This window comes from Bradyrhizobium sp. 170, assembly GCF_023101085.1.
Taxonomy (GTDB): domain Bacteria; phylum Pseudomonadota; class Alphaproteobacteria; order Rhizobiales; family Xanthobacteraceae; genus Bradyrhizobium.
In genome coordinates this window covers 463,260-489,012 of record NZ_CP064703.1, presented here as the reverse complement: position 1 = coordinate 489,012, position 25,753 = coordinate 463,260, and the positions used below count along the sequence as shown (strand labels likewise).

Here is a 25,753-nt window from a genome sequence, read left to right as displayed (position 1 = left end):
TCGGCATTGCCCGGGAGAATGTCCTTTGATGCCTGAACCGTTTCCGTTCCGCAGGCGGCGATGAGCGCCGCAGCCATCGATCTTTTGCAGCGGGAAATAGCCAATCCCGATACGCAATGGAGCCTCGGCACCTTCGGCGCCATCGCCGAATTTTCGCGCGACCATGACGAGCCGGTGCGCCTCGTCCAGTCGGCCGAAGCCGTTTCGGCCGTGACGGCGCGTGGCGGCATTGTCCTCAAACCGCATGCTGCTATCCGCGCCTTCGCATCGGAAGGCATCACCAAAACCGGCTGGAATCAAAGGGTCGCGCTATGCCTGCCGGCGCATGATTGCGCCATGAACCAGCGCGTCGCGCTGACCGAGATCGGCCCCGATCATCAGGCACCGCGGGAGGAAGATCGGGATTCGGTTTTGTTCGATCTCGGTTTCAGCGCGCTGCAGGCGGATTTCTGCGTGCGTATCGGCGATCGCAATCTCGCCAGGCGGCTGCGCGACCATGTCGGCCGCGCCGTGTTCGAGCCCGGCAACCCTGCCATGGGCATGATCCTCGCGGCCAATCCGCACCGCGTCTTCATCAGCCGGCTCGGCCGCATCGAGGTCTATCAGCCGATCCCGCCGCCGTCAGGCAAGAGCCCGGAGGGTCCCCACACCCATGTGCTGCCGCGGCTATTGAAAAGCGGCCGCACCCATCCCGCCACCGAACCGGTGCCTCAGGGATGGATCCCCTGCGCGCATCTCCATCCGCCGCATCCGGCGCGGAACGGCCTGGGGGAGGCCCGGCCGTTCGACGCCACGTACCATCATGCCTTCCAGCGGATGATGGCCGCGTGCGGCGATCCCGCGGCACTTGCGACCAAACGGCGCGTGGTCGATGCGGTGCTTGCCGGCGAGCCGCCCACGGCGGTGGCCAGTGACCGCCACGGCCGGATCGGCATCCGCATTGCGTTGCGGCAGATGAAGTCGCAGGGACATGCGTCATCGGCGCTCGGCGCCTGGCTTGCCAGCTTCGATTCGGCGAATTCCGACGAAAGCGACGATGAGGCGGCCCCTCATCAAAATGGCTGATTTGACAAGAAAGTGCGCCTTTTTCGACCGAAAATAACGTCCTCTGCGCCCCGATCCGTGGTAAACCGCCCCAAAACCGCTCGACGATATCTGTCGTGATTTCAGAGGTATGACATGAACGATGAGCCGAAGAGCGCCGCGGAACTGAAAGAAATCAGGCTGAATCGCAAGCGCGCCCAGGAAGTCGAAGGCATCAAGGCAATGGCCGAAATCGCGGCCGCTGACGTCGCGATCCGAAAGCGGACCGAGAAATTGCGTGCGCTGCGTCTGGCAAAGGAAGCGGCCGACCGTGAAAACCCGCCGGAACCTGTGGTCAAAAGCAAGGCCAAGACCAAGGCCGCGAAAAGAGGCTGACCTGAAATGACGAAAGAAGATCGTGATCGCGCCCAGGCCCGCGCCGACAAGGTGGCAAGGGCGGCCCAGGACGCGAGATCCGGCAAGGCCGAACGCGACGCCAGCGCCAAGGCTGTGCTCGACAATATGGCGAAGCTGAAGGCGTTGCGGCTTGCGCGCGAGGCAGCCGAGCCGCAACGTGCTCCCGCCGCGAAGGCCGCAAGGAAGGCGCCCGCCGGCGCCAAGCGATCGAACGAGAAGCCGGTGGCCCTGTCCGACTGGCTGGCGAGCCAGCAGAACGGCGGACGGCGAACCTGAGGCAGGACTCTTAGGTAGGACTCTTACAGGTGTCTCATCATGCGCGGACAGAAGCGTGAAGCGCGTCTTCGCGCTTCCGCCCGGCCGTGACGAGAAGTAAAGTCGGATATCCGCAGCGTTACGCCGGCCCCGGCCAATCGATCATTGAACGCGTCTTGTTCTCGGCATCGTAGACCTGAACCTGAAGCATCTGAAACCGGTTCTTCAGGGCCATGCCCGCCTCTTCGGCAGCCTCGACCGTGTCGTGATGTGATTTGAAATGACCGTCCACCACCAGCGAGTAACCGGTGGTTGGCGCCTTGTCGGCGCGGATGGTTTTGCGCGGCTGCGGTTCTTCCGCCGCAAGGCGGGGCTTCTTCATGCTGGCTCCGTGTGAAGGCCCTTTTGGACTGAACGCCGCAAAAAGGGCAGGAAAGTTCTTGTGGCCGGCGCTAACATGCCGGCCCAACGCGATCGGATTGAGATCATGCCGATACTCCGAATCGGCATGCAGAGCAACGTCGATTCATCCGACGAAAAAGGCATCAGATGGGCGGAACTGGCAGGAAGAACGAGCCTCCGAAGCCGGCGGACGACAAGCCGAAAAAGCCGGAACGCGCGCCGGTCGAGGACGATGATTACGAGGACGGCGACATCGCCACGCCGAAGCGCGACCGCACGGGTAATGACGATGAACCGTTGTAGCGGTTGGCACTTCGTAGGGTGGGCAAGGCGAAGCGTGCCCACCATTCGAGAAAACGGTCTTGGATAGATGGTGGGCACGGCGCGAAGCGCGCCTTTGCCCACCCTACGCGTCACTCGCCAAACCCCTCGCCTTCAATAATCCGAATACTCGCAAGATCGAGCAGATGCGCACCAAATCCTCCGCGTGCGATTTTGATCGCTGACTTCGGCGATGCCAGCAGCAATGCCGACGTCACCGCAAGCGGCACGGCGCTGATCCAGTCCGACCGCACCGGCGTGAGTTCCTCGGTGCTGCCGGCATAAGGCCCGCTGTTCGCAAACAGGAGCACGCATTCCCTGGCAATATCGCGTCGCGTCCCGCCGCGCGCTCCACATCCGAGCAGCGCCTGCATCGCCAGATGCGTGAGCACGCCCTCACGTCCCTCGGGCAACACTGCCGGCGTCTCGCCCAGCGAGATCAGAAGCAGCAGCCCGACCAGATCGACGCCGGAGCGATATGCGTTCATTGGCTCGACCAGGCGCGGATTGCAATCGATCAGCAAAGGCGCGCCACCATCATCAGGCATGATGTAGTCGATCGACAGCGCACCGTGCCAATCGAGCGCTTGTCCGACCTTTTCGAGATGAGCCCGAACGACTGATCGCCTCACGCTCTGCTTGATCGCCTCGCCGCCGCCAACCCCCGCGGCAACCTGCCGGTAGGCATGAAAGCCGATCATCTGGCCGCGGCAAAACACCGACTGCGCCTTCTCGGTCGTGCCTGCAATAAGGTCTTGTACCAAGACCTCATCGGCGAATGTACCGCCGCCGAGATCGTGCAGTGCGCTTTCGAGATCATCGTCACGGCGTATGAACCAGATGCCGCGGCTCGCGGTGCCGACCGAAGTCTTGACGACGGCGGGAAATCGGATGGCTTCACACAATTGCTGAGCCGATGTCACGATGCCCGTCGGCGGCTGCGGCAGTTCCAAGCGATCGAGCAACCGGCTGAAGCCTGCCTTGCTGTGCGCGGTGCGGTAACTCGCAAAACTCGGCAGCGCGAGACCGGCGCGGCCGTCGATGCGCTGCTTCGCCCGGGCAAACAAAAATCCCTGCTCATGCGTCGGCAGCAGCACATCGAATTTGCCCTCAGCCAATCGCTGCTCGATGAAGGCCAGATAACCGGCGGGATCATCCCGCAGTCCGGGGCAGCGGTGAAATTTTCGGACCAAGCCCGAGAACCGCGAAAGGCACCAAAGCGAGGGATCGCAGACTTCGACGTGATGGCCCGAAAGTCCCAGAATCGTAATCGCCTCACGGGCCGAGGTGCTGGAACCCTCGGAAACGAGCACGCGGAGCGATTTTGCGGGATCAGGCATGTCCGATCATTGCCGTGTCGGCGCACCTTTGTCTTCCTGATTTAATGACGCATTTCTTAGCGGCCCTGCCCTCCGCAGGGGCAGCCATGCAGCGCTATTCATGGACAAATAACGGCTGGCCTATATTTTCACCCGCGCCCTGCCGGGCCGTAAAAAACTACGGGATTTTGAGCTGACATGGTCGACATTCTGGCCGCACCGCAACACGCCAAAGCGGACACTTCGCTGCGTACGCTCGCTGCGATTTCGGTCGCCCATTGGGTCAGCCATTTTCATCTCTTCGTGCTGCCGATGCTGTTTCCGTTCCTTAAAGAGCAGCTCGGCGTCGGCTATATCGAGCTCGGTTTCGCGCTGACCGTATTCGGCGTCGTCTCCGGCCTGACGCAGGCGCCGATCGGCTATCTCGCCGACCATATCGGCGCGCGAAAAGTCCTGCTGATCGGGCTCACCGTCGGCGGCTTGGCGCTGATCATGCTCGGCCTGCATCTGAGTTACGTTTCGCTGGTCATCAGCGCCGCGCTGCTCGGCCTTGCCAACAGCGTCTATCACCCGTGCGACTATGCGATCCTGTCGACGCATATGGATGAAGCGCGGATGGGCCGGGCGTTCTCGATCCACACCTTTGCAGGCTTTCTCGGCGGCGCGGTGGCGCCGGCGATCATGGCCGCGCTGGTGGCGACTATCGGCGGGCTCGGCGCGCTGATCGTGGCGGGCGCCGTCGGCCCTGTCGTGGCGCTGCTATTGATCGCGGTCAGAATTCCCGATGCGAGCTCGGCCGATCGCAACGCCGATGGCGCGTCGGCGCCGCAGCAGAGCATCGTGACGCCGGCCATCATCGTGCTGACGATCTTCTTCATGCTGCTCGGCCTGTCCAATGCCGGCATCAGCAATTTCGGCGTCGTCGCGCTGATGAGCGGCTATGGCGTGACATTCTCGGCCGCCAATATCGCGCTGACCGCCTTTCTCGGCGCAAGTGCTGCCGGCGTGCTGGCCGGCGGCTATCTCGCGGACCGCACCAAGCGGCACGGCAATGTCGCCGCCGCGTGCTTTGCGATCAACGCCGTCATCATCACGGTCATTGCGACGATCAACCTGCCGCCGGTCGTGCTGACCGCCGCGATGGGGCTGGCCGGATTCCTCGGCGGCGTCATCGCGCCCTCGCGCGACATGCTGGTCCGCAACGCCGCACCGGCAGGTGCAGCGGGCCGCGCGTTCGGCATCGTCTCCACCGGCTTCAATTTCAGCGGCATCCTCAGCCCGCTATTGTTTGGCTGGATCATGGACCAGAGCCTGCCGCATTGGGTGTTCGGCGCGTCCGTTGCCTTCATGGTCCTCACGGTCCTGCTGGCGATGGTGACCGACCGCAAGCCGGCGGAACCCGCCAGGACGTAACTACCAGCCGATGCATTCCTGAGCCTCATCCCCGGCGGTTGACTGTGCGGGGGGACGCTGGATGATGCGCCAATAAAACCAGAACCGGGATGGAAGCCATGACCTCGACCCCCGACCTCGTGATCCGCGGCGGCACCGTTGCCGATGGCAAGGGTGGCGAATTGTTCGAAGCTGATGTGGCCATCTCCAGCGGCCGCATCACCGAAGTCGGCAAGGTTGCAGCGAAGGGCAAGGAAGAGATCGACGCCAGGGGCAAACTGGTCACGCCGGGCTTTGTCGACGTCCACACCCATTATGACGGTCAGGTCACCTGGAGCCAGGACATCACGCCCTCCTCGCAGAACGGCGTCACGACAGCGATCATGGGCAATTGCGGCGTCGGCTTCGCGCCATGCCGTCCTGCCGACCATTTCAAGCTGATCCAGTTGATGGAAGGCGTCGAGGACATCCCGGAGCCAGTGCTGAGCGCCGGCATTCCCTGGGCCTGGGAAAGCTTTCCGGACTACATGGAGTGGCTGTCGAAGCGAAGCTTTGACATGGATATCGGCGCGCAACTGCCGCACGCGGCCTTGCGCGTTTACGTGATGGGCGAGCGCGGCGCCCGCCGCGATCCGTCGACATCAGAAGACAACAAGGCGATGGCGGCTTTGGCTGCGGATGCGGTGCGATCAGGCGCGCTCGGCTTTTCGACGTCGCGCACGCTGAACCACCGCACCTCGACCGGCGATTTTACGCCCACTCTAAAAGCTGGCGAGGATGAACTGACCGCGATTGCGGCTGCGATGCATGCGCAAGGCCGCAGCGTCTTTCAGTTCGTGCTCGATCTCTCCGGCATCGACGAAGACCTGCCGATGATGCTGCGGGTAGCGGAGAACACCAAAATCCCGGTCTCGTTCTCGATCACGCAGAACGACAAGGCGCCGCAGCGCTGGCGCGAGACGTTCGACACGATCAGGGACGCTTCCGCGCGCGGCCTGTCGATCACCGCGCAGATCGCCGCCCGCCCGGTCGGACTGATGCTCGGGCTGGAATTATCGCGCAACCCGTTCCAGACCCATCCGAGCTACCAGGCGATCGCGCATCTGCCGCTCGCCGAGCGGCTCGCGCGCCTGCGCCAGGCGGAAGTGCGCAAGGCCATCCTGAGCGAGCACGCGACCGCGACCGACGACCCGCTGTTCTTCCGGCCGAACTACGACAAGATGTATCTGCTCGGCAATCCCCCGGATTACGAACAGCCGCCGGAAAATACGCTGGGCGCCCAAGCGAAGCGCCAGGGCAAACAGGCGGAAGAACTCGCCTATGATGCAATGCTCACCGACGAAGGCCGCGGCATGCTCTATGTGCCGTTCCTCAACTATGCCGATGGCAATCTCGATGCAACGCGCGAGATGCTGCGTGATCCGAATTCAGTGCCGGGGCTCTCCGATGGCGGCGCGCATTGCGGCATCATCTGCGACGCCAGCTTCCCGACCTATCTCCTGACGCACTGGACCCGCGACCGCACCCGCGGCGAAAAACTTTCGATCCCGTTCGTGGTGGCGGCGCAATCGCGCAAGACCGCACTCTCGGTCGGCCTCTACGATCGCGGCGTGATCGCGCCGGGCTTCAAGGCCGACGTCAACGTGATCGATTACGACCGACTGCATCTGCATCCGCCGAAGGTACATTACGACCTCCCCGTCGGCGGCCGCCGCCTGATGCAGCAGGTCGACGGCTATGAGGCCACCATCGTCTCCGGCGTGGTGACGCAGCGCGGCGGCAAGGCCACCGGCGCGCGCCCGGGCAAACTGGTACGCGGCGCGCAGGGCTCAAGACCGCAGTTCGACGCGGCGGCGAGTTAGGGGCCGTGTGAGCGTAGCCCGGGGGAGCGAAGCGTAACCCGGGAATCTCGCAGGCGGATCAACCCGCCCCGGATTGCGCTTCGCTCCATCCGGGCTACGGGGCTGGTTCAACGATTGCGGTGTCGTCCCTGCGAAAGCAGGGACCCATACGCCGCGGCCCATCGATCATGGCGATGTGGCAGACGCCTTGCTTAAGCAATCAACATCTGTGGTTATGGGTCCCTGCGTTCGCAGGGACGACGAACGAGTGGGTGCGTATTCCCCTCACGCAAATTTCGGCTGCGCCGCTGCCTGTGCCATCAGCCTCTTGCGTTCCGTGTTCGGCCAGAGCAGCAGCAGCCCGAGCAGGCCCGACGCGACCATCACCACCGCATTGATCGTGAAGCCGGTCATGTAGCCGTCGAGCGGCACCGTCGCATTCTGGATCACGACGCCCATCACGGAAGGAGCGATTATCCCCGCCAGCGTGTAGATCGCGCCATAGATCGCGATCACGGCGCCGCGCTGCTGGACCGGCGCGAATTCACCGAGCATCGGCGGGCAGACGACATAGATCGAGCCGCAGAGCCCGGAGCCGACCACGAGGAACGCGATCTGCCATCCCGCGCCGTTGACGTACGGCAGTACCGCGAGGATCAGCCCCCCGACGATCAAGGGCGCCGACCCGAGCACGCCGCGAGCGCCCCGCGTCGTGAAACCGCGCGTCAGCATCACCTGCGAGATCCATCCGGTCAGCAGCACGATGGTGGCGCCGAATACCCAGGGCAGCACCGAAACCCAGCCCGCATCCTTTTGCGAAAAGCCGAGCCCCTTGACGATGAACGGCGTGAACCAGGTCAACCCGAGCGACAGCGCCCAATAGGCGCCGAAGGTCGCGGCGCAGCAGCCGATGAAGGTTCGCGAGGTGAGAAGCTGGAAATAGGGAACGCTCGGATCCGTCGCCGCCGTTGCGACCGTCTGCACCAGCGGCCCTTCTTCGCCCATCACCAGCCACGCCACGACCCACATCAGGCCGACCACGCCAAGCGCACCGAACGCGTAGTGCCAGCTATGATTGACGATGATCCAGTTCAGCGCCGGCACCGCGAGGATCACGCCGAACGCCGACCCCTGCGAGAGAATGGCGGTGGGGAGCGTTCGCTTCTCGTCGGGAAACCACTTGTAGATCGCGTGCGCCGCCACCGCGAAGGCCGGCCCCTCGCCGGCGCCGAGGATGATGCGGCAGATCACGAGCGTGGAGAAGCCGACGGTGCCGACCATCGGAAATTGCGCTACCGACCAGATCACCGCCATCGTGAGCAGCACCCAGCGGGTGTCGATGCGGTTGACGATAAAGCCGACGACGATGGCCGAGATCGAAAACAGGATGAAGAACGAGGAGCCGAGGAAGCCGAACTGTTCCGGCGAGAGTTTGAGCTCGTCCATGATCGGGGCGCCGGCGAGACCAACCACGATCTTGTCGGCAAAGTTCACCAGCATGAACAGGAACAGCAGGAAGGTGATTTTCCATGCGCCCTTGGGCGTCGGTTGCGCGGTCATGGCTGGTTTCCCCGTTTACCGTTGCTGGCTCTGTAGGATCGGCCGGTTCCAATGCTACAAGGGGGGTCGCGGGCAAGGCAACCGTGATTTTCCGCGAGCTCCCGCGCCGCAACTGCTGGCTGCTGCGGCAGGCGCGCGTTACAACCGGATCACGATCACGTCGCGGCGCGATTGAGACCGTGATCCGGGGCACCCGCCCTGATATGTTGCATGCCATCACGTCAGGGGATTTTCATGGTCAGATCGGTCCATCGGCGCGCATGACCAACGGTAATCCCAACGTGCTTCGTGTGGTCGGTCTGACCAAGAGCTACCGGACGGCCGGCGAAGAGGTCGCGGTGCTGCGCGGGGTGAACCTCTCGGTCGCCGCGGGCGAGAGCGTCGCGCTGACGGGTGAATCCGGCAGCGGCAAGAGCACGCTCTTGCACCTCATCGCAGGCCTCGATGCGGCCGATGGCGGCGAGATCAGGCTGGCGGACGCGCCGGTTTCCGAACTCAGCGATGCCGGGCGCGCGGAATTGCGCCGTGACCGGCTCGGCCTGGTGTTTCAGCAATTCAACCTGATTCCGAGTCTCACGGTGGAAGACAACCTCGTTTTCCAGTCGCGCATTGCCGGCCGTCACGACGCGGCCTGGCACCACGAACTGGTGGAGCGGCTCGGGCTCGGCAATTTCCTCAAACGCTATCCCGAGCAATTGTCCGGTGGCCAGCAACAACGCGTCGCGATCGGCCGGGCACTGGCCGTAAAGCCGCTGCTGCTGCTGGCAGACGAGCCGACCGGTAATCTCGACGAGGACACCGCGGACGAGGTGCTGGCGCTGGCGCGCGATCTGGTGACGCGCAGCGGCTGCGGCTTTCTGATGGTGACCCACAGCGAAAGGCTCGCCGCCACGCTCGACCGGCGGGTGAACCTCCATGCCGGGGTGATCGCGTGAAGCGCGCGCTGTGGACGCTGGCCGTATTGCTGAGCCATTGGCGGCGGCATCCGATGCAGCTTGCGACCTTGCTGATTGGATTGATCTCGGCGACCGCGCTGTGGAGCGGCGTGCAGGCGCTCAATCAGCAGGCACGCACCTCCTACGACCGCGCCGCCGCCACGTTTGGCGGGACGCGCACCGCCATGCTGGCCGCCCGCAGCGGCGCAAGCTTTCCGCAGAAACTCTTCGTCGACTTGCGCCGCGGCGGCTGGCCGGTCTCGCCGGTACTCGAAGGCCGCATCCAGATCGAGGGGCGGTCGTTCCGGCTATTGGGCATCGAGCCGGTGACGCTGCCCGCGGAAGTCGGCAACGCGCCTGCGGTCGGCAAAGCCGATCTGCTATCCTTCATGACGCCGCCGGGCGCAATGCTGGTGGCGCCGGAAACGCTTTCCGATCTCAAGCTCGCGGAGGGCGCCCGCCCAGAGGCCAATGGCGGCGTGCTGCTGCCGCCGCTCCGCGTACAGCCGAACCTGGTGCCCGGCGTATTGGTCGTCGACATCGGCATCGCGCAGAACCTCCTCAAAATGCCGGATCAGCTCTCGCGCCTCCTGGTCGGCAAGACGGCGGGCAGGCGCGCGCCGCTTGAAAGCATTGCCGGTGACAGGCTTCGCCTGATCGAACCTGATGCAGAGACCGACCTCGAACGCCTCACCGACAGTTTTCACCTGAACCTGACCGCGTTCGGCTTTCTGTCGTTCTTTGTCGGACTCTTTATCGTCAATTCGGCGATCGGGCTTGCCTTCGAACAACGGCTGCCGGTGCTGCGCACCTTGCGCGCCTGCGGCGTCTCGGCGCGGATGCTCAACGGCGTGCTGGTGCTTGAGCTGGTGTCGCTGGCGCTGATCGCGGGGCTGATGGGCCTCGTGTGCGGCTACTTCATCGCCGGCGCGTTGCTGCCCGATGTCGCAGCCTCCCTCCGCGGACTCTATGGCGCGCAGATTCCGGGACACCTGACGCTCAAGCCGCAATGGTGGGTCGCGGGCGTCGCCATCAGCATAACGGGCGCGCTCGCTGCCGCCGCCGCCAGCCTGACCAAGGCGTTGCGGCTGCCGCTGCTCGCCACCGCCCAGCCTTTCGCCTGGCAGCAGGCACAGCGCCGCTGGCTGACCTACCAGAGCGCGCTCGCGCTCGCAGCGTTCGCCGCCGCGGCATGCTTTCTCTGGTTCGGCGATTCCCTGATTTCGGGTTTTGCCGTGCTTGCGGCGCTGATGCTCGGCGCCGCGCTGATCCTGCCGATGTTTCTGGAGCTCATGCTGTCGCTTGGCCAGCGCTATGCGCGAGCCCCGGTCAGCGTCTGGTTCTGGGCCGACAGCCGCCAGCAACTATCCGGGCTGTCGCTCGCCCTGATGGCGCTGTTGCTCGCGCTATCAGTCAATGTCGGCGTCTCCACCATGGTCGAGAGTTTCAGCCGCACGTTTCTGGTCTGGCTCGACGGGCGGCTGGCGGCGGACGTCTATGTCAACGCCGCCAACGACGCGCAGGCCCACGAGATCAAGGCGTGGCTGCGCGAGCGCCCCGAGGTCGAGGCGATCCTGCCCGGCGCCCGCGCCGATACGCAATTGGCAGGTGCGCCGATCGAGGTGTTGGGCCTGCCCGATCACGCCATTTATCGCGACAACTGGCCGCTGCTGCAATCGACTGAGGATGCCTGGATCAAGCTTCGTCCCGGCAATGCGGCCCTCGTCAGCGAACAACTGGCGCGGCGCCTGCACCTTTCCATCGGCGACCGCATCGAGGTGCCGGCGTCAGGCGGAAACTGGACACTCGATGTGGTCGGCATCTATGCCGATTATGGCAACCCCAAGGGGCAGATCGCGGTGAACTTCGCCGCGCTGACGCGGCGCTTTCCGGAAATCCCGCTGACGCGCATGGGATTGCGGGTCGCCTCACCAATGATCCCGGCGTTGATCTCGGCACTGCAGGAAAAATTCGCGCTCGACGACCGCAATGTCGCCGATCAGGCGACGATGAAGGCGGAATCGACGCGGATCTTCAACCGCACCTTTGCAGTGACCGCCGCGCTGAACGCCTTCACGCTTGGGGTAGCCGGCGTCGCGCTGTTGACGAGCCTGTTGACGCTGGCCAATTCCCGCCTGCCGCAACTGGCGCCGCTATGGGCGATCGGCATCACGCGGCGGCGGCTCGCGGCGATCGAACTTCTGAAGACGATGTCGGTGGCGCTGATCACCACCATCTTCGCGCTTCCGCTCGGCCTGCTGGTGGCGTGGTGCCTGCTCGCGGTCGTCAACGTCAAGGCATTCGGCTGGCGGCTGCCGTTTCATGTCTTCCCGACGCAACTGCTGTGGCTCACAGGCGTCGCGATGGCGGCCGCACTTGCGGCGGCCGCGCTCCCCGTCATCAGGCTGGCGCGCATGCAGCCGGCAAGCCTGATCAGGATTTTTGCCAATGAAAGGTAGCGGCCCGATCACCCGCCGCGGCTTGATCGGCGGCGCGCTTCTCGCAGGATTCGGGGCCAAGGCCTTCGCGCAAGGCTATGCCGGGCTTGGCGAAAGCGCGGATGGATTTGCAGCGGTCACGCCTGGCCGTGCATTCGCATTTCCCGCCGACCACGGGCCACATCCGGAATTTCGCATCGAGTGGTGGTATGTGACGGCCAATCTCGCCGACGCGAATGGCACGGCCTATGGCGCGCAATGGACGTTGTTTCGCCAGGCAATCGCTGCCGGCGGCCCGCAGGAAGGCTGGGCCAACCAGCAAATCTGGATGGGCCATGCCGCCGTCACCCGTGCCGATACCCATCGCTTCAGCCAGGCGTTCGCGCGCGGCGGTGTCGGCCAGGCCGGCGTCGACGCAAAGCCGTTTCACGCCTGGATCGATGCCTGGGAGATGCGCGGGCTCGATCCTGTCAACGACGACAATATCGCACCACTTGTACTGAAAGCATCGGGCGCCGATTTCAGCTACGCGCTGCGCCTCGACGCGGAGCGCCCGCTGGTGCTGCAGGGCGACGGTGGCTACAGCCGCAAATCGCTGCGCGAACAGGCCTCCTACTATTACAGCCAGCCGCATTATGCGGCGACGGGCATCCTCACCATCGACGACGCGCCAGTCGACGTCACCGGGATGGCCTGGCTCGATCGCGAGTGGAGCAGCCAGCCGCTGGCCTCCGATCAAAGCGGATGGGACTGGCTCTCGCTGCATTTCAACGCCGGCGACAAATTGATGCTGTACCGGATGCGCCAGACCGACGGCCAGCATTACGGCTCCGGCAAATGGATCGCGCCCGACGGCACGGCCGAGGCGCTCGGCTCCGAAGACATCGCCATGACGCCACTGACTGTCACGGAGATCGAGGGACGAAAGATACCGACGGCATGGCGCATCGCGATTGCGAAAATGGCGCTCGCTATCGAATGCAGGCCGCTCAATCCGAGAAGCTGGATGGGGACCAGCTTTCCCTATTGGGAAGGCCCGATCCGGTTTGCAGGCAGCCATACGGGGGTGGGCTATCTGGAAATGACGGGCTATTAAGCGCTCGCACGAAACAGGGGAATTTCAGCGATGTATCACTTCACCGCGCTCGTCACCTTGCTGGCGGTCCTGGTCTACTTCTACTCGTCCATTCTGGTGTCGCGGGCGCGCGGCAAGTTCGGCGTCAAGCTGCCGGCCATTTCGGGCAATCCGGATTTCGAGCGCGTGTTTCGCGCGCAGATGAACACGCTGGAATGGCTGCCGATCTTCCTGCCGGCGCTGTGGCTGTTCGCAATCTATATCGGCGATGGCATCGCGGCCGGGATCGGTCTGGTCTGGGTGATCGGCCGCATTCTCTACGTGTTAGGCTATGCCAGGGCGGTCAAGGACCGCGGTCCGGGCTTCGCGATCCAGGCGCTGGCGACGATCGCGCTGTGGGTCGGCGCGTTCGGCGCGATCGTGTGGCGGCTGGTGCAGGCGTGAGAAGAACGCAAGCCTCTCGTCGTCCCTGCGAACGCAGGGACCCATACGCCGCGGCCGGCGTAATGGGCACATTGGAAGACGGCTTCGCTTCAGCAACTCGCTGCGGCAATTCGCCAACGCAAAGCGTCGGCTACCGCGCGTCATCGATAGATCACGCGGTATGGGTCCCTGCGAACGCAGGGACGACGGAGAGACCTACTTTACCAGCGGGCAGCCGGAATCCTTCGCTGCCGGGAACGCCTTGTCGCCGGGGACCACGGCGAGCTGTTTGTAGTAATCCCACGGCTTCTTCGATTCAGACGGCTTCTTGACCTCGAACAGATAGAGGTCGTGCACCATGCGGCCGTTTTCCAGCACCTTGCCGCCCTGCGCGAAGTCGTCGTCCACCGGAAGCTCTTTCAGCTTCCTGGTAACCGCCTCGGTGTCCTTGGTGCCTGCCGCCTTGACCGCCTTCAGATATTGCAGCGTCGCCGAATAGGTGCCGGCCTGGATCATGTTCGGCATGCGGCCGGTACGCTTGAAGAAGCGTTCGGAGAGGTTGCGGCTCTTGGCGTCGCGGTCCCAGTAGTAGCCTTCCGTCAGCACCAGGCCTTGCGCGGCCTCGAGCCCGAGGCCGTGGACTTCGGCGAGCGTCAGCAGCAGGCCGGCAAGCTTCTGGCCGCGCTTGACGATGCCGAATTCCGCCGCCTGCTTGATCGAGTTGGTGGTGTCGAGGCCGGCATTGGCGAGGCCGATGATCTTGGCTTTCGAGCTCTGCGCCTGCAGCAGGAATGACGAAAAGTCCGACGAGTTCAGGGGAATCCGGACCGCGCCCAGCACCTTGCCGCCCTTCGCCTTGACGTAGTCGCCGGTGTCCTTTTCCAGCGCATGGCCGAACGCATAGTCCGCCGTCATGAAGAACCAGCTATCGCCGCCGGATTCCACCAGCGCGCCGCCGGTGCCGTAGGCCAGCGCGTGGGTATCGTAGGCCCAGTGAAATCCGTAAGGCTGGCAGGCATCGCCGGTCAGGCGCGATGTCGCCGCGCCCACGACGATGTCGATCTTCTTCATCTGCTTGGAGAGATCGTGGATCGCGAGCGCAACCGAGGAGGTCGTCAGCTCCGTGATCATGTCGACGCCTTCGACCTCATACCAGCGCCGCGCGATGGCGGTGGCGAGATCCGGCTTGTTCTGGTGATCGGCGGAGACGATTTCGATCTTGTGGCCCAGGACTTCGCCGCCAAAATCCTCGATCGCCATCTTGGCCGCCTCGAACGACCATTTGCCGCCGTAATCGGCGTAGACGCCGGATTGATCGTTCAGAATACCGATCTTGACGCCCTGCGCCGATGCCGGCGCGGCGAGCAAAACACCACCCACCGCAACGGCGGCCAACAATCCCGACTTCATTTTTTTCTCCCGGAATTTTTCGTCAGAGGAACCTGGCAACACTATTCAATAACCCCGCGACTGCCCATCCATTTCGGATCAGCCAAAAGTATGGGGAACTTCTGAAGACGAGGCGCGCGCCAACGCCTCATCCGTCATTCCGGGGCGCGCGCAGCGCGAACCCGGAATCCATTGGGCCGCATCACGTGTAGTAAAATGGATTCCGGGCCTGCGCCTAGCGGCGCATCCCGGAATGACGAAGCAGCACTCACACCACGGCCGGCTTCTTGCCCTTCCCGTCCGCGAGATTCCGCACGATGACATAGAAGATCGGCGTGAAGATCAGGCCGAACAGCGTGACGCCGAGCATGCCGAAGAACACGGCGACCCCCACCGCCTGACGCATCTCCGAGCCCGAGCCCGATGAGATCACCAGCGGCAGCACGCCGAGGATGAAGGCGAACGACGTCATCAGGATCGGCCGCAAGCGCAGCCGGCAGGCTTCGATCACGGCCTCCAGCCGCGCCTTTCCTTCGAGTTCGATATCGCGCGCGAACTCGACGATGAGAATGGCGTTCTTGGCCGCCAGCCCCACCAGCACCACGAAACCGATCTGGGTCAGGATGTTGACATCCTGCCCCATGATCCGCACGCCGATGGTGGCGGCGAGCAGACACATCGGCACGATCAGGATGACCGCGATTGGCAGGCTCCATGAGCCGTATTGTGCTGCCAGCACGAGATACACGAACAGCACGCAGATCGGAAACACGTAAAGACCGGTGTTGCCGCCGGTGACCTGCTGATAGGACAGGTCGGTCCATTCGAACGAGAAGCCGCTCGGCAGCGTCTCCTCGGTCAACTTCTTCATGATGTCGATCGCGGTCGCCGAACTCGTGCCTGGCAGCGTCTCGCCCTGCAGCTCGGACGCGGGGTAGAGATTGTAGCGCGCGACGCGGTCGGGGCCGGAGATGTCGCTGAAACTCACGACGCTGCCGAGCATCACCATGTCGCCGGCGGCGTTGCGGGTGCGCAGGCGTGCGAGATCGGATGTCTCCTTCCGGAACGGCAGATCGGCCTGCGCCGTGACGCGGTAGGTGCGGCCGAACAGATTGAAGTCGTTGACATAGGACGAGCCGAAATAGGTCTGGATCGTATCGTTGATGTTCGCAATCGGCACGCCGAGCTTCTGAGCCTTGACGCGGTCGATGTCGACGAACAGTTGCGGCGTGTTGGCCGCAAAAGTGGAGAACACCTGTGTCAGGCCCGGCGCCTTGCTCGCCGCACCGACCAGTTCACCCGTCGCCGCGGCAAGCATCTCGGAGCCGCGGCCCTGGCGGTCCTGAATCCGCATGGTGAAGCCGCCGCCGGTGCCGATGCCGGGTACCGCAGGCGGCGGGATGACGATGATGAAGGCACCTTGGATGCTCGCCAGCCGGTTGCGCAGATTGTTGGCGATCGCGCCTGCGGAAAGTCCCTTCTTGTGGCGCTCTTCCGGATCTTCGAATACGGGAAATAGCGCGGCGGCATTGCTTGCCTGCGTTCGGGTTGCACCCGAGAAGCCGGCGAAGGCAGCTACACGAACGATACCGGGCGTATCCAGCGCAATGCGCTCGATCTCGCGGACCACTTCGGTGGTGCGCGCCAGCGACGCCGCGCCCGGCAATTGCACGGAGACAATGACATAACCGCGATCCTGCGCCGGGATGAAACCTTGCGGCGTTGTCATCAACAGCCATCCGGCGCCGCCGATCAGCGCCACGTACACCAGCAACATCACCACCGAATGCCGGATCACGAAATCGGCCGCGCTGGCATAGCCATGCGCCAGCCGGTCGAAGCCGCGATTGAAGACGCCGGTAAAAGCACCCCAGCCGCGGGCGATGAAATTCCAGCGTGCCGGCGGCCGCTTGTCTTCGTGCGGCTGCAGGATCAGCGAGGCCAGCGCCGGTGACAGCGTCAGCGAGCAGAAGCAGGAAATTGCGGTCGCGACCGCAATAGTGACGGCAAACTGCTGGAAGAACTGCCCGGAGATACCGCCGAGGAACGCCGTCGGGACGAACACCGCGCACAACACCAGCGCAATCGAAACCAGCGCGCTGCCGACCTCCTGCATGGTGCGAAGCGCGGCGTCACGCCGGTTCATGCCGTGCTCGAGATGGCGTTCGACGTTTTCGACCACCACGATCGCATCGTCGACCACGATGCCGACCGCGAGCACGAGGCCGAACAGCGTGAGATTGTTGATCGAGAATCCCAATGCTGCCATCACGGCAAAGGTGCCGACCAGCGACACCGGGATCGCGATGATCGGAATGATGGCTGGCCGCCAGCCCTGCAAGAACACCAGCACCACGATCACGACCAGCGCCATCGCCTCGTAGATCGTCTTGATCAGCTCGCTGACGGACTGTGCGATGAATTCGGTCGGATTGTAGCCGATATTGTAGTCGAGCCCTTTCGGGAAGCTCGCCTTCAGCCGCTCCATGGTGTTCGAAATGCCCTTGGCGGTCGCGAGCGCATTGGAGCCGGGCCGCTGGGTCACCAGCATGGCGACGGCGGATTTCCGCAGCAGGAAGCTGTTGGTCGAATAGGCGAGCGCCCCGAGTTCGATCCGCGCGACGTCGCGCAGCTTGACCGTGCGCCCGTCGGCGCCGGCCTTGACCACAATCTCCTCGAACTGCTTCGGGTCCTTCAGGCGGCCGGTAAACGTGAGATTCGGCGAGAAGGCGCGGTCGGCAATCGGAGGTTCCGCGATCTGCCCGCCCGCGATCTGCACGTTTTGCGAGCGGATCGCCGCCACCACCTCGCCGGCGGTCAGGCCCAGCGTGGCGATCTTGTCCGGATCGAGCCACAGCCGCATCGAATAGTCGCGCGCGCCGAAAATCTGGATGTCGCCGACGCCGTCGAGCCGGAGCAACTGGTCACGGACCTGCAATAGCGCATAGTTCGAGATATAGAGCTGGTCGAACGTGTCGTCCGGCGACAGCATGAACACGACCATCAGGATGTCGGGGCTGTTCTTGCGGGTGACGACGCCGTTGCGCTGCACCTCTTCGGGCAGCCGCGGCTGCGCGATCGCGACGCGGTTCTGCACCAGCACCTGCGCCTTGTCCAAATCAGTGCCGAGCTTGAACGTGACCGTGATCGTCAACTGTCCGTTCGAGGTGGCCTGGCTGTAGAGATACAGCATGTCCTCGACGCCGTTGATCTCCTGCTCGATCGGAGCGGCGACCGTATCGGAGACGGTTTGCGCGGAGGCGCCGGGATATTGCGTGGTGATCGTCACCGTCGGCGGCACCACTTGCGGATATTCCGAAACCGGCAGCGTCGTATAGGCGATCGCGCCGACAATCAGCAGCACGATCGACAGCACCATCGCCAAAATGGGCTGGTTGATGGAGAGCCGACCGAGATTCATGTCTTGGCACCGGCCGGCTTGATGTCGCCGGGCCGCGGGGTGACCTTTGCCCCCACCCGTGCCCGTTGCAGACCGTCGATAATGACGCGGTCTTCCGGCTTCAGGCCCTCACGGATCACGCGCAGGCCTTCATCGAGCGGCCCAAGCGTCACCGGCTTTGCCTCGACCGTATTGTCGTCCTTGACGACGAAAACGATCTTCCGCGACTGGTCGGTCGCGACAGCCGTGTCCGGCAGCAGCAGGGCCTCATAGGGCGCACTGCCGATGATGCGGACGCGGCCGAACTGGCCGGGCAGGATCGAGAGATCCTTGTTCGGGATCACCGCACGGCTGCGCAGCGTCCCGGTCGAGACGTCCAGGCGGTTGTCGAGGAAATCCATCTTGCCGTCATGCGAGGGCTTGGTTTCACCGGTCAGCGTCACCTCGACCGGGTTCGGCGTGTCGCGCGAACTCGGCCGCTTGCCTTCGAACCAGAGCCGGCTGTTCCGCTGGTAGGTCGCCTCGTCGACGTCGAAATAGATGAAGATCGGATCGAGCGAGACGATCGAGGTGAGCAGCGTCGCGCCGCCCTCGCTGCCCTGCACGAGATTGCCGGGCGTGACCAGATGGCGGCTGACGCGGCCGGTGATCGGCGCCATCACATGGGTGAACTCGATATTGAGCTTGGCGGCCTTGAGCGCGCCTTCAGCCTGCATTTCCGCGGCGCGCGCCGCCTGCAAGGTCTGGCGGCGCTGGTCGACGATGGAATCGGACACCGCCTGGGTCTGGTTCAGGGTCAGGGCGCGGTCGAGTTCGCGCCTGGCGAGTTCTGCTTTCGCCCGCGCATCGGACAACTGGCCGTCGGCCTGTTCGGCGACCGCCTCGAACGGACGGGCGTCAATCACGTAAAGCAGATCGCCCGTGCGCACGATGGAGCCATCGCGGAATTCGACACTGGATACGAAACCGCCGACGCGGGCGCGAACCTGGACTTCCTGGACCGCCTCGAAACGTCCGGTGAACTCGTCCCAGTCGGTAACGGTCCGCTTCACCGGCTGCGCGACCGTAACGGGCGGCGCCGCCGCGGCCGGCTGTTGCGGCGGCTTGTCGCCGCAAGCCGACAGCGCCAGCGCGAGCAGCGAGGCCAACCATGGCAGGCCACGAGGTGCGCGAACATCGGCCCCCGTCGGCAAAGCCGACCGTTTCAGTTGCTCAATTGCAGTCAAACCCCATCTCCCCTGCGCTCTCGACATCCCTGATAGATGAAAGCCGCCGTGGAACTTTGGCGGAGGCCACAGATGTGATCGGTTCCCAGTCTCGTCAAGATCCCGACGGGATCAAGCACAATCGTTATGCATCCGCAGAGCCAACGCTCCGCTCCCGCGGACCTCATGTTTTCCGCACTGCGACGCAAGCGGAACCGGTCGCGACGAACGGTCAGCTAATCGCCGGCTGATGACGAAAACGTGACGCGAAGGCGTCCTGCAGCGCCCCGGGAATGACGGCGGCAAGGTGCGACGAACAAATCCAACAGAGCAGATCAGTCCGAAAGTCTGTCCGGCCCCTTTGATCATGCAAACCTCGGGCGATCCACGCCGCAAGAAGGCGAAGTCACATCCAGCCGTCATTGCGAGCGAAGCGAAGCAATCCATGCCTCGGCATAAAGAAGGAATGGATTGCTTCGCTTCGCTCGCAATAACGTGGAGAGGGCACGGCGCACTGGACACTCCGCGTAGGATGGGTGGAGCGGAGCGATACCCATCAATACCGATACGCATGGCGATGGGTATCGCTGCGCTCCACCCATCCTACGAGACGGTTCGACCGCATCATCTTCATGCATGACGTCGCCAATTTCCTCAGCTAACCTTGCCGCCAAGGCCCGCAACAAGGGCCATGAATGTCCGGGGAGGACAGCCGTGCATCAAGGGCGTGTCGTATTCGGCGCGATGGATGAGGTCGTGTTCGGGCGGCCGGCATCGGAGGCGCTCGTCGAGCAGTTGAACCGGCTCGGCACCACACGCGCCTTCCTGATGGTCAGCGGCACGCTCAACCGCGAAACCGATGAAATCGAGAACATTCGCCGCGTGCTGGGGCCGCGCTGCGCCGGCACGTTCGATGCGATGCCGCCGCATACGCCGCGCGCAGCCGTCATTGCCGCCAGCGAACAGGCCCGCACCGCCGGTGCCGATATCATCGTCACCGTCGGCGGCGGTTCGATTACCGACGGCGCCAAGGCGGTGCAGCTTTGCCTCGCCAACGATATCCGCAACCCTGACGACATCGACAGGATCCGGGCTGGTCGCGGCGCTTCGCCGCAGCTCACCGCGCCGACGGTGCGCCAGATCAGCGTGCCGACCACGATCGCCGGCGGCGAGTTCTCTTCCACGGCGGGCGTTACCAACGAGAACACCAAGGTCAAGGAAGCGCTGCGCCATCCGCTGCTGATGCCCCGCGCGGCGATTCTCGATCCCTGGCTTAGCCAGCACACCCCGGAGTGGCTGTGGCTCTCGACCGGCATCCGTGCCGTCGACCATTGCGTCGAGGGCATCTGCGCGCGCGAGGCGCATCCTTACGGCGACGCCCAGGCGCTGAAGGGGCTGTCGATGCTGGCACAGGCGCTGCCGCGGGTGAAGGCCGATGCGCAAGACCTCGACGCCCGGATGGATTGCCAGATCGGGACCTGGCTTTCGACCGGGCCGCTGGCTTCCGGCGTGCCGATGGGCGCCAGCCACGGCATCGGCTACGTGCTCGGCGCGGAGTTCGGCGTGCCGCACGGCTACACTTCCTGCGTGATGCTGCCGTCGGTGATGCGCTGGAACAAATCAGCGAATGCCGAGCGGCAGGCGCAGGTTGCAGCCGCGATGGGGCACCCGAACGAGGACGCCGGCGACGTGCTCGACGCCTTCATTCGCAACCTCGGCATGCCGCGCAGCCTGCGCGAGGTCAACGTTGGACCTGAGCATTTCGACCGTATCGCGCTGGCAGCAATGGCAACGCCCTGGGTGCCGCGCAATCCGCGCAAGATCGAGGGGCCGGCGCAGGTGCGCGAGATTCTCGATTTGGCCGCCTAGGGAGACCACAACGACCATGTACACCGGCAAGCACGTTCATCTTCGTCCGCTGCAGCCCGCCTTCATCATGGCTGATACCGGCGAGACCGTCACCTATCGCGAGCTGGAGGCGCGCTGCAACCGGCTGGCGCATCTGCTTCGCAACCGCGGCCTGAAGCGGCTCGATCACTATTCGATCTTCATGGAGAACAACAGCCGCTATCTGGAATCCTGCGGCGCCGGCGAACGCTCGGGCCTCTATTACACCTGCGTGAACTCTTACCTCACCGCGAGCGAGCTCGCCTATATCCTGACCAACAGCCAGTCGCGCATCCTCATCACATCAAGGGAAAAACTCGATGTCGCGCGCGAGGCGTTGAAGGAATGCCCGCAAGTGGAGCTTTGCATCGTCGCCGACGGCGACAGCGAAAGCGACCGCATCGTTGGCCTGCAAGAAGCAACTGCGGATATGCCGCACACACCGATATCAGGCGAATGCGTCGGCACCGCGATGCTCTATTCCTCCGGCACCACCGGCCGGCCGAAGGGGATTCTGCGCCCGTTGCCGGAACTGCCGGCCGATCAGCAATTGCCGCTATTCGATTTCCTGGTGAAGATCTGGCAGTACCGCGAGGGCATGATCTATTTGTCGCCGGCGCCGCTCTACCACTCGGCGCCGCAGGCCGCCGTCAACCTCACGATCAAGATGGGCGGCACCGCCATCATCATGGAACGGTTCGATCCCGAACAATATCTCGCACTGATTCCGAAATGGGGCGTCACCCATACCCAGCTCGTGCCCACGATGTTCTCGCGCATGCTGAAACTGCCGGAAGAAGTGCGCGTCCGCCATGACCTGTCATCGCTCGAAATCGCGATCCACGCCGCCGCGCCCTGCCCCGCGGCCGTGAAGGACGACATCATCAAATGGTGGGGACCGATCATCCATGAATATTACGGCGCCACCGAAGGCCTCGGCTTCACCTCCTGCAACAGCGAGGAATGGCTGGCCCATCGCGGCACCGTCGGTCGGGTGCTGCTTGGCGACCTCCATATTCTCGACGAGAACATGCAGCCCTGCCCGGTCGGCACAGCGGGCACGGTGTGGTTCAAGACCGCAACCCCGTTCGAATATTTCAACGATCCGGGCAAGACCAGCGAAGTCCGCTCGGCCGACGGCACCATGAGCACGGTCGGCGACGTCGGCTATGTCGACGATGACGGATTTCTTTACCTCACCGATCGCGCGACCTTCATGATCATCTCCGGCGGCGTCAATATCTATCCGCAGGAATGCGAGAACCTCCTGATCACCCATCCCAAGATCGCGGATGCGGCGGTGTTCGGCGTGCCCAATCACGATCTCGGCGAGGAAGTGAAGGCCGTGGTGCAGCCGATGCCGGGCGTTTCGCCGGGGCAGGAGCTGGCCGACGAACTGATCGCCTTCTGCAGCCAGTCGCTATCGCGCCAGAAAGTGCCGCGTTCGATCGACTTCGAGTCTGAATTGCCGCGGCTTCCGACCGGAAAACTCTACAAGCGGCTGTTGCGCGATCGCTATTGGGGCAACAAGACCTCGCGGATCGTCTAGCGACATGGGTTATCTTCAGGTGAAGCAATCCGGCGAGTTGCGATGCAACGACCGCGCTGCAACGAAGCGGCCGGACTTCGGCGATAGCTGGCAAATCATCGCAAGTTCCGCCACGCGGATTTCGATTAGTCCGAATTACCAAGCCTCGCATTGGCTTGGCAGGTTGCCCGAACGCTGCGCCATGGTATCCTCGATACCAATCGGCCAGTTGAGACCGAAAAATGTGGAGGGGATCATGCGGAGCGTGCAAGCGCTTGCCGTCGCGGTATTGTTGTTGCTGCCGGCATACGATGTCGCATCGGCCGGAGAGCCGAAACAGGGCGGCATCCTCAGGGTCTATCACCGTGACAGCCCGGGCAGCGCCTCGATCCATGAAGGCGCGACCTATTCGATCAATATTCCCTTCATGCCGGTCTTCAACAACCTCGTCGTCTTCAAGCAGGACGTGGCGCAGAACAGCGTGGATTCGATTGTCCCCGATCTCGCGGAGAGCTGGGCCTGGAGCAGCGACAGCAAGAAACTGACCTTCAAGCTGAAGCAGGGCGTCAAATGGCATGACGGCAAGCCGTTCACGTCGGCCGACGTCAAATGCACCTTCGACATGGTGATGGGCAAATCGCAGCAGAAGTTCCGCCAGAACCCGCGAAAGTCCTGGTATGATCAGGTCAGCGACGTGACCGTCAACGGCGATTTCGAAGCGTCCTTCGAATTGAAGCGGCCGCAACCGGCGTTGCTGTCGCTGCTCGCCTCGGGCTACACGCCGGTTTACCCCTGCCACGTCTCTCCGGCCGACATGCGCACCAAGCCGATCGGCACCGGCCCGTTCAAATTCGTCGAGTTCAAGGCCAACGAGTCGATCAAGCTCACGAAGAACCCTGATTACTTCAAGAAGGGCCTGCCGCATCTCGACGGCATCGAATTCACTATCATTACCAACCGCTCGACGGCGATTCTCGGATTTGTCTCCGGAAAATTCGACATGACGTTCCCGACCGAAGTGTCGATCCCGCTGCTCAAGGAGGTCAAGGCACAGGCGCCGAGCGCGGTTTGCGTGGTCGAGCCGATCAATGTTTCGACCAACATCATCGTCAACTCTTCCTCCCCGCCGTTTGACAATACGGACATTCGCCGGGCGCTAGCGCTGGCGCTGGATCGCAAGGCGTTCGTGCAGATCCTGTTCGAGGGGCAGGCCGATATCGGCGGCACCATGCTGCCTGCGCCGGGCGGATTGTGGGCGATGCCGAAGGAAATGCTGGAATCGATCCCGGGCTACGGCCCCGACATCAACGCCAACCGGGAGGAGGCGCGTAAATTGATGCAGAAGGCGGGCTACGGCCCGGACAAGCGCCTCGCCGTCAAGGTCGCCACACGCAACATTCCGATTTACCGCGATCCCGCCGTGATCCTGATCGACCAGATCAAGAGCATCTACATCGATGGCGAACTCGACGTCGTCGACACCGCGCAATGGTTCCCGAAGGTCGCGCGCAAGGACTACGCGCTTGGCCTCAACCTCACCGGCAACGCGGTCGACGATCCCGACCAGTCGTTCTACGAGAACTATTCCTGCGGATCGGAGCGCAACTACACCAACTACTGCAACAAGGAGATCGAAAAACTGTTCGATCAGCAGTCGGTCGAGAAGGATGTTGCCAAGCGCAAGAAGCTGGTCTGGGATATCGACAAGAAGCTTCAGGAAGATGTGGCGAGGCCGATCATATACCATAGCCGGAACGGCTCCTGCTGGCAGCCTTACGTCAAGGGCATCACCATCATGGTGAACAGCTCCTATAACGGCTATCGTTACGAAGACGTCTGGATGGACAAGTAAAGTCCAGCCGCAAGCATCGCGTTTTCCAGCGAAGCGGGATCCGGTTCGCGTGAAGAAAACGCGTCAGAACAAAAAGAACTGGAGTTCGGTTCTGATTTAGTCAGAATCGAACGCTAGCCAGCCTGCCAGGGAGAACCGCCGGGTGTTTGCTTATATCGTGCGACGCCTCGCCTTGATGCTCGTGACCCTGGTCGGGATCTCGATCATCATCTTCGTGCTGCTGCGCGTCGTCCCCGGCAACATCGTCGATATCCTGTTCGATGCGGCCGGCTTCGTCGATCCCACCGACAAGGCCAACCTCGAAAAGGAACTTGGCCTCGATCTGCCGATCTACCAGCAATATCTGAACTGGATCGGCGGGCTGCTGCAGGGCGATCTCGGCTATTCCTACGTGTCGGAAAAGCCGGCGCTGCAGGAGATCCTGCCGCGCATTCCGATCACCGCGCGGCTGGCGGCGCTGGCGCTGCTGTTCTCCGCTTCGATCGGCATTCCGCTCGGCGTCATCAGCGCGGTCCATCAGGGCTCGCGGCTCGACTATACCTTGCGCGTCGTCAGCCTGAGCGGCCTGTCGCTGCCGTCCTTCTGGCTCGGCCTGTTGATCCTGATGGCGTCGGTCTCGCTGTTCGGCCACATGCCGATCTATAATCCGAACCCGGCAACCTGGACCGAAGCTTTCGCGATCTATGCCGTCCCGGCGATGGCGGTCGGTTTCCGCAGCGCCGCGCTGACCATGCGCATCACGCGCTCCTCGATGCTGGAAATCCTGCGGCAGGACTACATCCGGACCGCGCGCGCCAAAGGCGCGTCCGAGGCATCGGTCAATTATCGCCACGCGCTGAAGAACGCCATTCTCCCGGTCATTACCGTGATCGGCATCGAGGCGGCCTTCCTGATCGGCGGGCTGATCGTCACCGAAACCGTTTTCAATATTCCCGGTGTCGCCCGCTTCCTGGTCGAGGCGCTGCGCTGGCGTGATTACCCGATCGTCCAGAACCTCGTGATGCTGATCGCCGTGGTCGTGGTGGTCGCAAACTTCACCGTCGACATGCTTTACGCCGCGATCGACCCGCGCATCCGCTATGGGGACTAGC

The 25,753-nt window shown here is 63.5% G+C and carries 20 protein-coding genes; 14 read left to right on the top strand and 6 right to left on the bottom strand.

Features of this window, described 5'->3' with window-relative positions; all coding sequences use genetic code 11:
- The first annotated feature begins 60 nt into the window (after nucleotides 1–60).
- The 3 genes from IVB05_RS02240 to IVB05_RS02230 all read left to right on the top strand — a co-directional run bounded on the left by IVB05_RS02240 (nucleotide 61) and on the right by IVB05_RS02230 (nucleotide 1,716).
- Nucleotides 61–1,065: a hypothetical protein gene (locus IVB05_RS02240; RefSeq protein WP_247782820.1), complete on the top strand. Its 1,005-nt coding sequence runs from the start codon at nucleotides 61–63 to the stop codon at nucleotides 1,063–1,065.
- A gap of 114 nt (nucleotides 1,066–1,179) precedes the next feature.
- The gene (locus tag IVB05_RS02235; protein ID WP_247782819.1) at nucleotides 1,180–1,419 is read left to right on the top strand and encodes a transcriptional regulator; all 240 of its coding nucleotides are present in this window, start codon (nucleotides 1,180–1,182) and stop codon (nucleotides 1,417–1,419) included.
- A gap of 6 nt (nucleotides 1,420–1,425) precedes the next feature.
- Nucleotides 1,426–1,716 (top strand): hypothetical protein, encoded by a 291-nt coding sequence (locus IVB05_RS02230; protein WP_247782818.1) that lies wholly within the window; start codon nucleotides 1,426–1,428, stop codon nucleotides 1,714–1,716.
- Between the two features lie 118 nt (nucleotides 1,717–1,834).
- Here the strand turns inward: IVB05_RS02230 and IVB05_RS02225 are convergent, their stop codons facing one another.
- Entirely contained in the window at nucleotides 1,835–2,077 is a 243-nt protein-coding gene (locus tag IVB05_RS02225; protein WP_247782817.1) for a hypothetical protein, read from the bottom strand.
- A 167-nt stretch (nucleotides 2,078–2,244) separates the two neighbouring features.
- Between IVB05_RS02225 and IVB05_RS02220 the strand changes: the two genes are divergently transcribed.
- Nucleotides 2,245–2,400, top strand: coding sequence for a hypothetical protein (locus IVB05_RS02220; protein ID WP_247782816.1), 156 nt, complete (start codon nucleotides 2,245–2,247; stop codon nucleotides 2,398–2,400).
- A gap of 110 nt (nucleotides 2,401–2,510) precedes the next feature.
- On the opposite strand, the gene IVB05_RS02215 is transcribed toward IVB05_RS02220, so the two are convergent.
- Nucleotides 2,511–3,758 (bottom strand): ATP-grasp domain-containing protein, encoded by a 1,248-nt coding sequence (locus IVB05_RS02215; RefSeq protein WP_247782815.1) that lies wholly within the window; start codon nucleotides 3,756–3,758, stop codon nucleotides 2,511–2,513.
- A gap of 177 nt (nucleotides 3,759–3,935) precedes the next feature.
- On the opposite strand from IVB05_RS02215, the gene IVB05_RS02210 reads away from it, so the two are divergent.
- Both IVB05_RS02210 and IVB05_RS02205 read left to right on the top strand, forming a co-directional pair.
- A complete protein-coding gene (locus IVB05_RS02210) occupies nucleotides 3,936–5,150 on the top strand; it encodes an MFS transporter (RefSeq protein WP_247782814.1) in 1,215 nt (404 codons plus the stop codon).
- Between the two features lie 98 nt (nucleotides 5,151–5,248).
- On the top strand, nucleotides 5,249–6,991 hold the full coding sequence (locus IVB05_RS02205) for an amidohydrolase family protein (RefSeq protein WP_247782813.1): 1,743 nt from the start codon (nucleotides 5,249–5,251) through the stop codon (nucleotides 6,989–6,991).
- Between the two features lie 264 nt (nucleotides 6,992–7,255).
- Here the strand turns inward: IVB05_RS02205 and IVB05_RS02200 are convergent, their stop codons facing one another.
- A complete protein-coding gene (locus tag IVB05_RS02200) occupies nucleotides 7,256–8,530 on the bottom strand; it encodes an MFS transporter (RefSeq protein ID WP_247782812.1) in 1,275 nt (424 codons plus the stop codon).
- 260 nt (nucleotides 8,531–8,790) lie between these two features.
- Here IVB05_RS02200 and IVB05_RS02195 point away from each other — a divergent pair, with 260 nt between their 5' ends.
- From IVB05_RS02195 to IVB05_RS02180, 4 genes are read left to right on the top strand one after another with little or no spacing between them, the layout of a single operon-like run.
- Nucleotides 8,791–9,465, top strand: a complete 675-nt coding sequence (locus IVB05_RS02195) for an ABC transporter ATP-binding protein (protein ID WP_247787436.1) — start codon at nucleotides 8,791–8,793, stop codon at nucleotides 9,463–9,465.
- On the top strand, nucleotides 9,462–11,924 hold the full coding sequence (locus IVB05_RS02190) for an ABC transporter permease (RefSeq protein ID WP_247782811.1): 2,463 nt from the start codon (nucleotides 9,462–9,464) through the stop codon (nucleotides 11,922–11,924). Before IVB05_RS02195 ends, IVB05_RS02190 begins: the two co-directional genes overlap by 4 nt.
- Nucleotides 11,914–12,999 carry a lipocalin-like domain-containing protein gene (locus tag IVB05_RS02185; RefSeq protein WP_247782810.1) on the top strand — a complete coding sequence of 362 codons (1,086 nt, stop codon included), beginning with the start codon at nucleotides 11,914–11,916 and terminating at the stop codon, nucleotides 12,997–12,999. Before IVB05_RS02190 ends, IVB05_RS02185 begins: the two co-directional genes overlap by 11 nt.
- Nucleotides 13,000–13,029: 30 nt before the next feature.
- Complete coding sequence (locus tag IVB05_RS02180; RefSeq protein ID WP_247782809.1) at nucleotides 13,030–13,422, top strand: MAPEG family protein; 393 nt, start codon at nucleotides 13,030–13,032, stop codon at nucleotides 13,420–13,422.
- A gap of 195 nt (nucleotides 13,423–13,617) precedes the next feature.
- On the opposite strand, the gene IVB05_RS02175 is transcribed toward IVB05_RS02180, so the two are convergent.
- From IVB05_RS02175 to IVB05_RS02165, 3 genes are all read right to left on the bottom strand, one after another.
- Nucleotides 13,618–14,811 carry an ABC transporter substrate-binding protein gene (locus IVB05_RS02175; protein WP_247782808.1) on the bottom strand — a complete coding sequence of 398 codons (1,194 nt, stop codon included), beginning with the start codon at nucleotides 14,809–14,811 and terminating at the stop codon, nucleotides 13,618–13,620.
- A gap of 247 nt (nucleotides 14,812–15,058) precedes the next feature.
- Nucleotides 15,059–18,211 (bottom strand): multidrug efflux RND transporter permease subunit, encoded by a 3,153-nt coding sequence (locus IVB05_RS02170; RefSeq protein WP_247782807.1) that lies wholly within the window; start codon nucleotides 18,209–18,211, stop codon nucleotides 15,059–15,061.
- Nucleotides 18,208–19,383 carry an efflux RND transporter periplasmic adaptor subunit gene (locus IVB05_RS02165; protein ID WP_247787435.1) on the bottom strand — a complete coding sequence of 392 codons (1,176 nt, stop codon included), beginning with the start codon at nucleotides 19,381–19,383 and terminating at the stop codon, nucleotides 18,208–18,210. Before IVB05_RS02165 ends, IVB05_RS02170 begins: the two co-directional genes overlap by 4 nt.
- A gap of 726 nt (nucleotides 19,384–20,109) precedes the next feature.
- On the opposite strand from IVB05_RS02165, the gene IVB05_RS02160 reads away from it, so the two are divergent.
- The 4 genes from IVB05_RS02160 to IVB05_RS02145 all read left to right on the top strand — a co-directional run bounded on the left by IVB05_RS02160 (nucleotide 20,110) and on the right by IVB05_RS02145 (nucleotide 25,752).
- Nucleotides 20,110–21,264, top strand: a complete 1,155-nt coding sequence (locus IVB05_RS02160; RefSeq protein WP_247782806.1) for an iron-containing alcohol dehydrogenase — start codon at nucleotides 20,110–20,112, stop codon at nucleotides 21,262–21,264.
- 16 nt (nucleotides 21,265–21,280) lie between these two features.
- Nucleotides 21,281–22,831 carry an AMP-binding protein gene (locus IVB05_RS02155; protein ID WP_247782805.1) on the top strand — a complete coding sequence of 517 codons (1,551 nt, stop codon included), beginning with the start codon at nucleotides 21,281–21,283 and terminating at the stop codon, nucleotides 22,829–22,831.
- Nucleotides 22,832–23,066: 235 nt separating this feature from the next.
- Nucleotides 23,067–24,662 carry an ABC transporter substrate-binding protein gene (locus tag IVB05_RS02150; protein ID WP_247782804.1) on the top strand — a complete coding sequence of 532 codons (1,596 nt, stop codon included), beginning with the start codon at nucleotides 23,067–23,069 and terminating at the stop codon, nucleotides 24,660–24,662.
- Nucleotides 24,663–24,804: 142 nt separating this feature from the next.
- Nucleotides 24,805–25,752: an ABC transporter permease gene (locus IVB05_RS02145; protein ID WP_247782803.1), complete on the top strand. Its 948-nt coding sequence runs from the start codon at nucleotides 24,805–24,807 to the stop codon at nucleotides 25,750–25,752.
- Nucleotide 25,753: the final 1 nt, after the last annotated feature.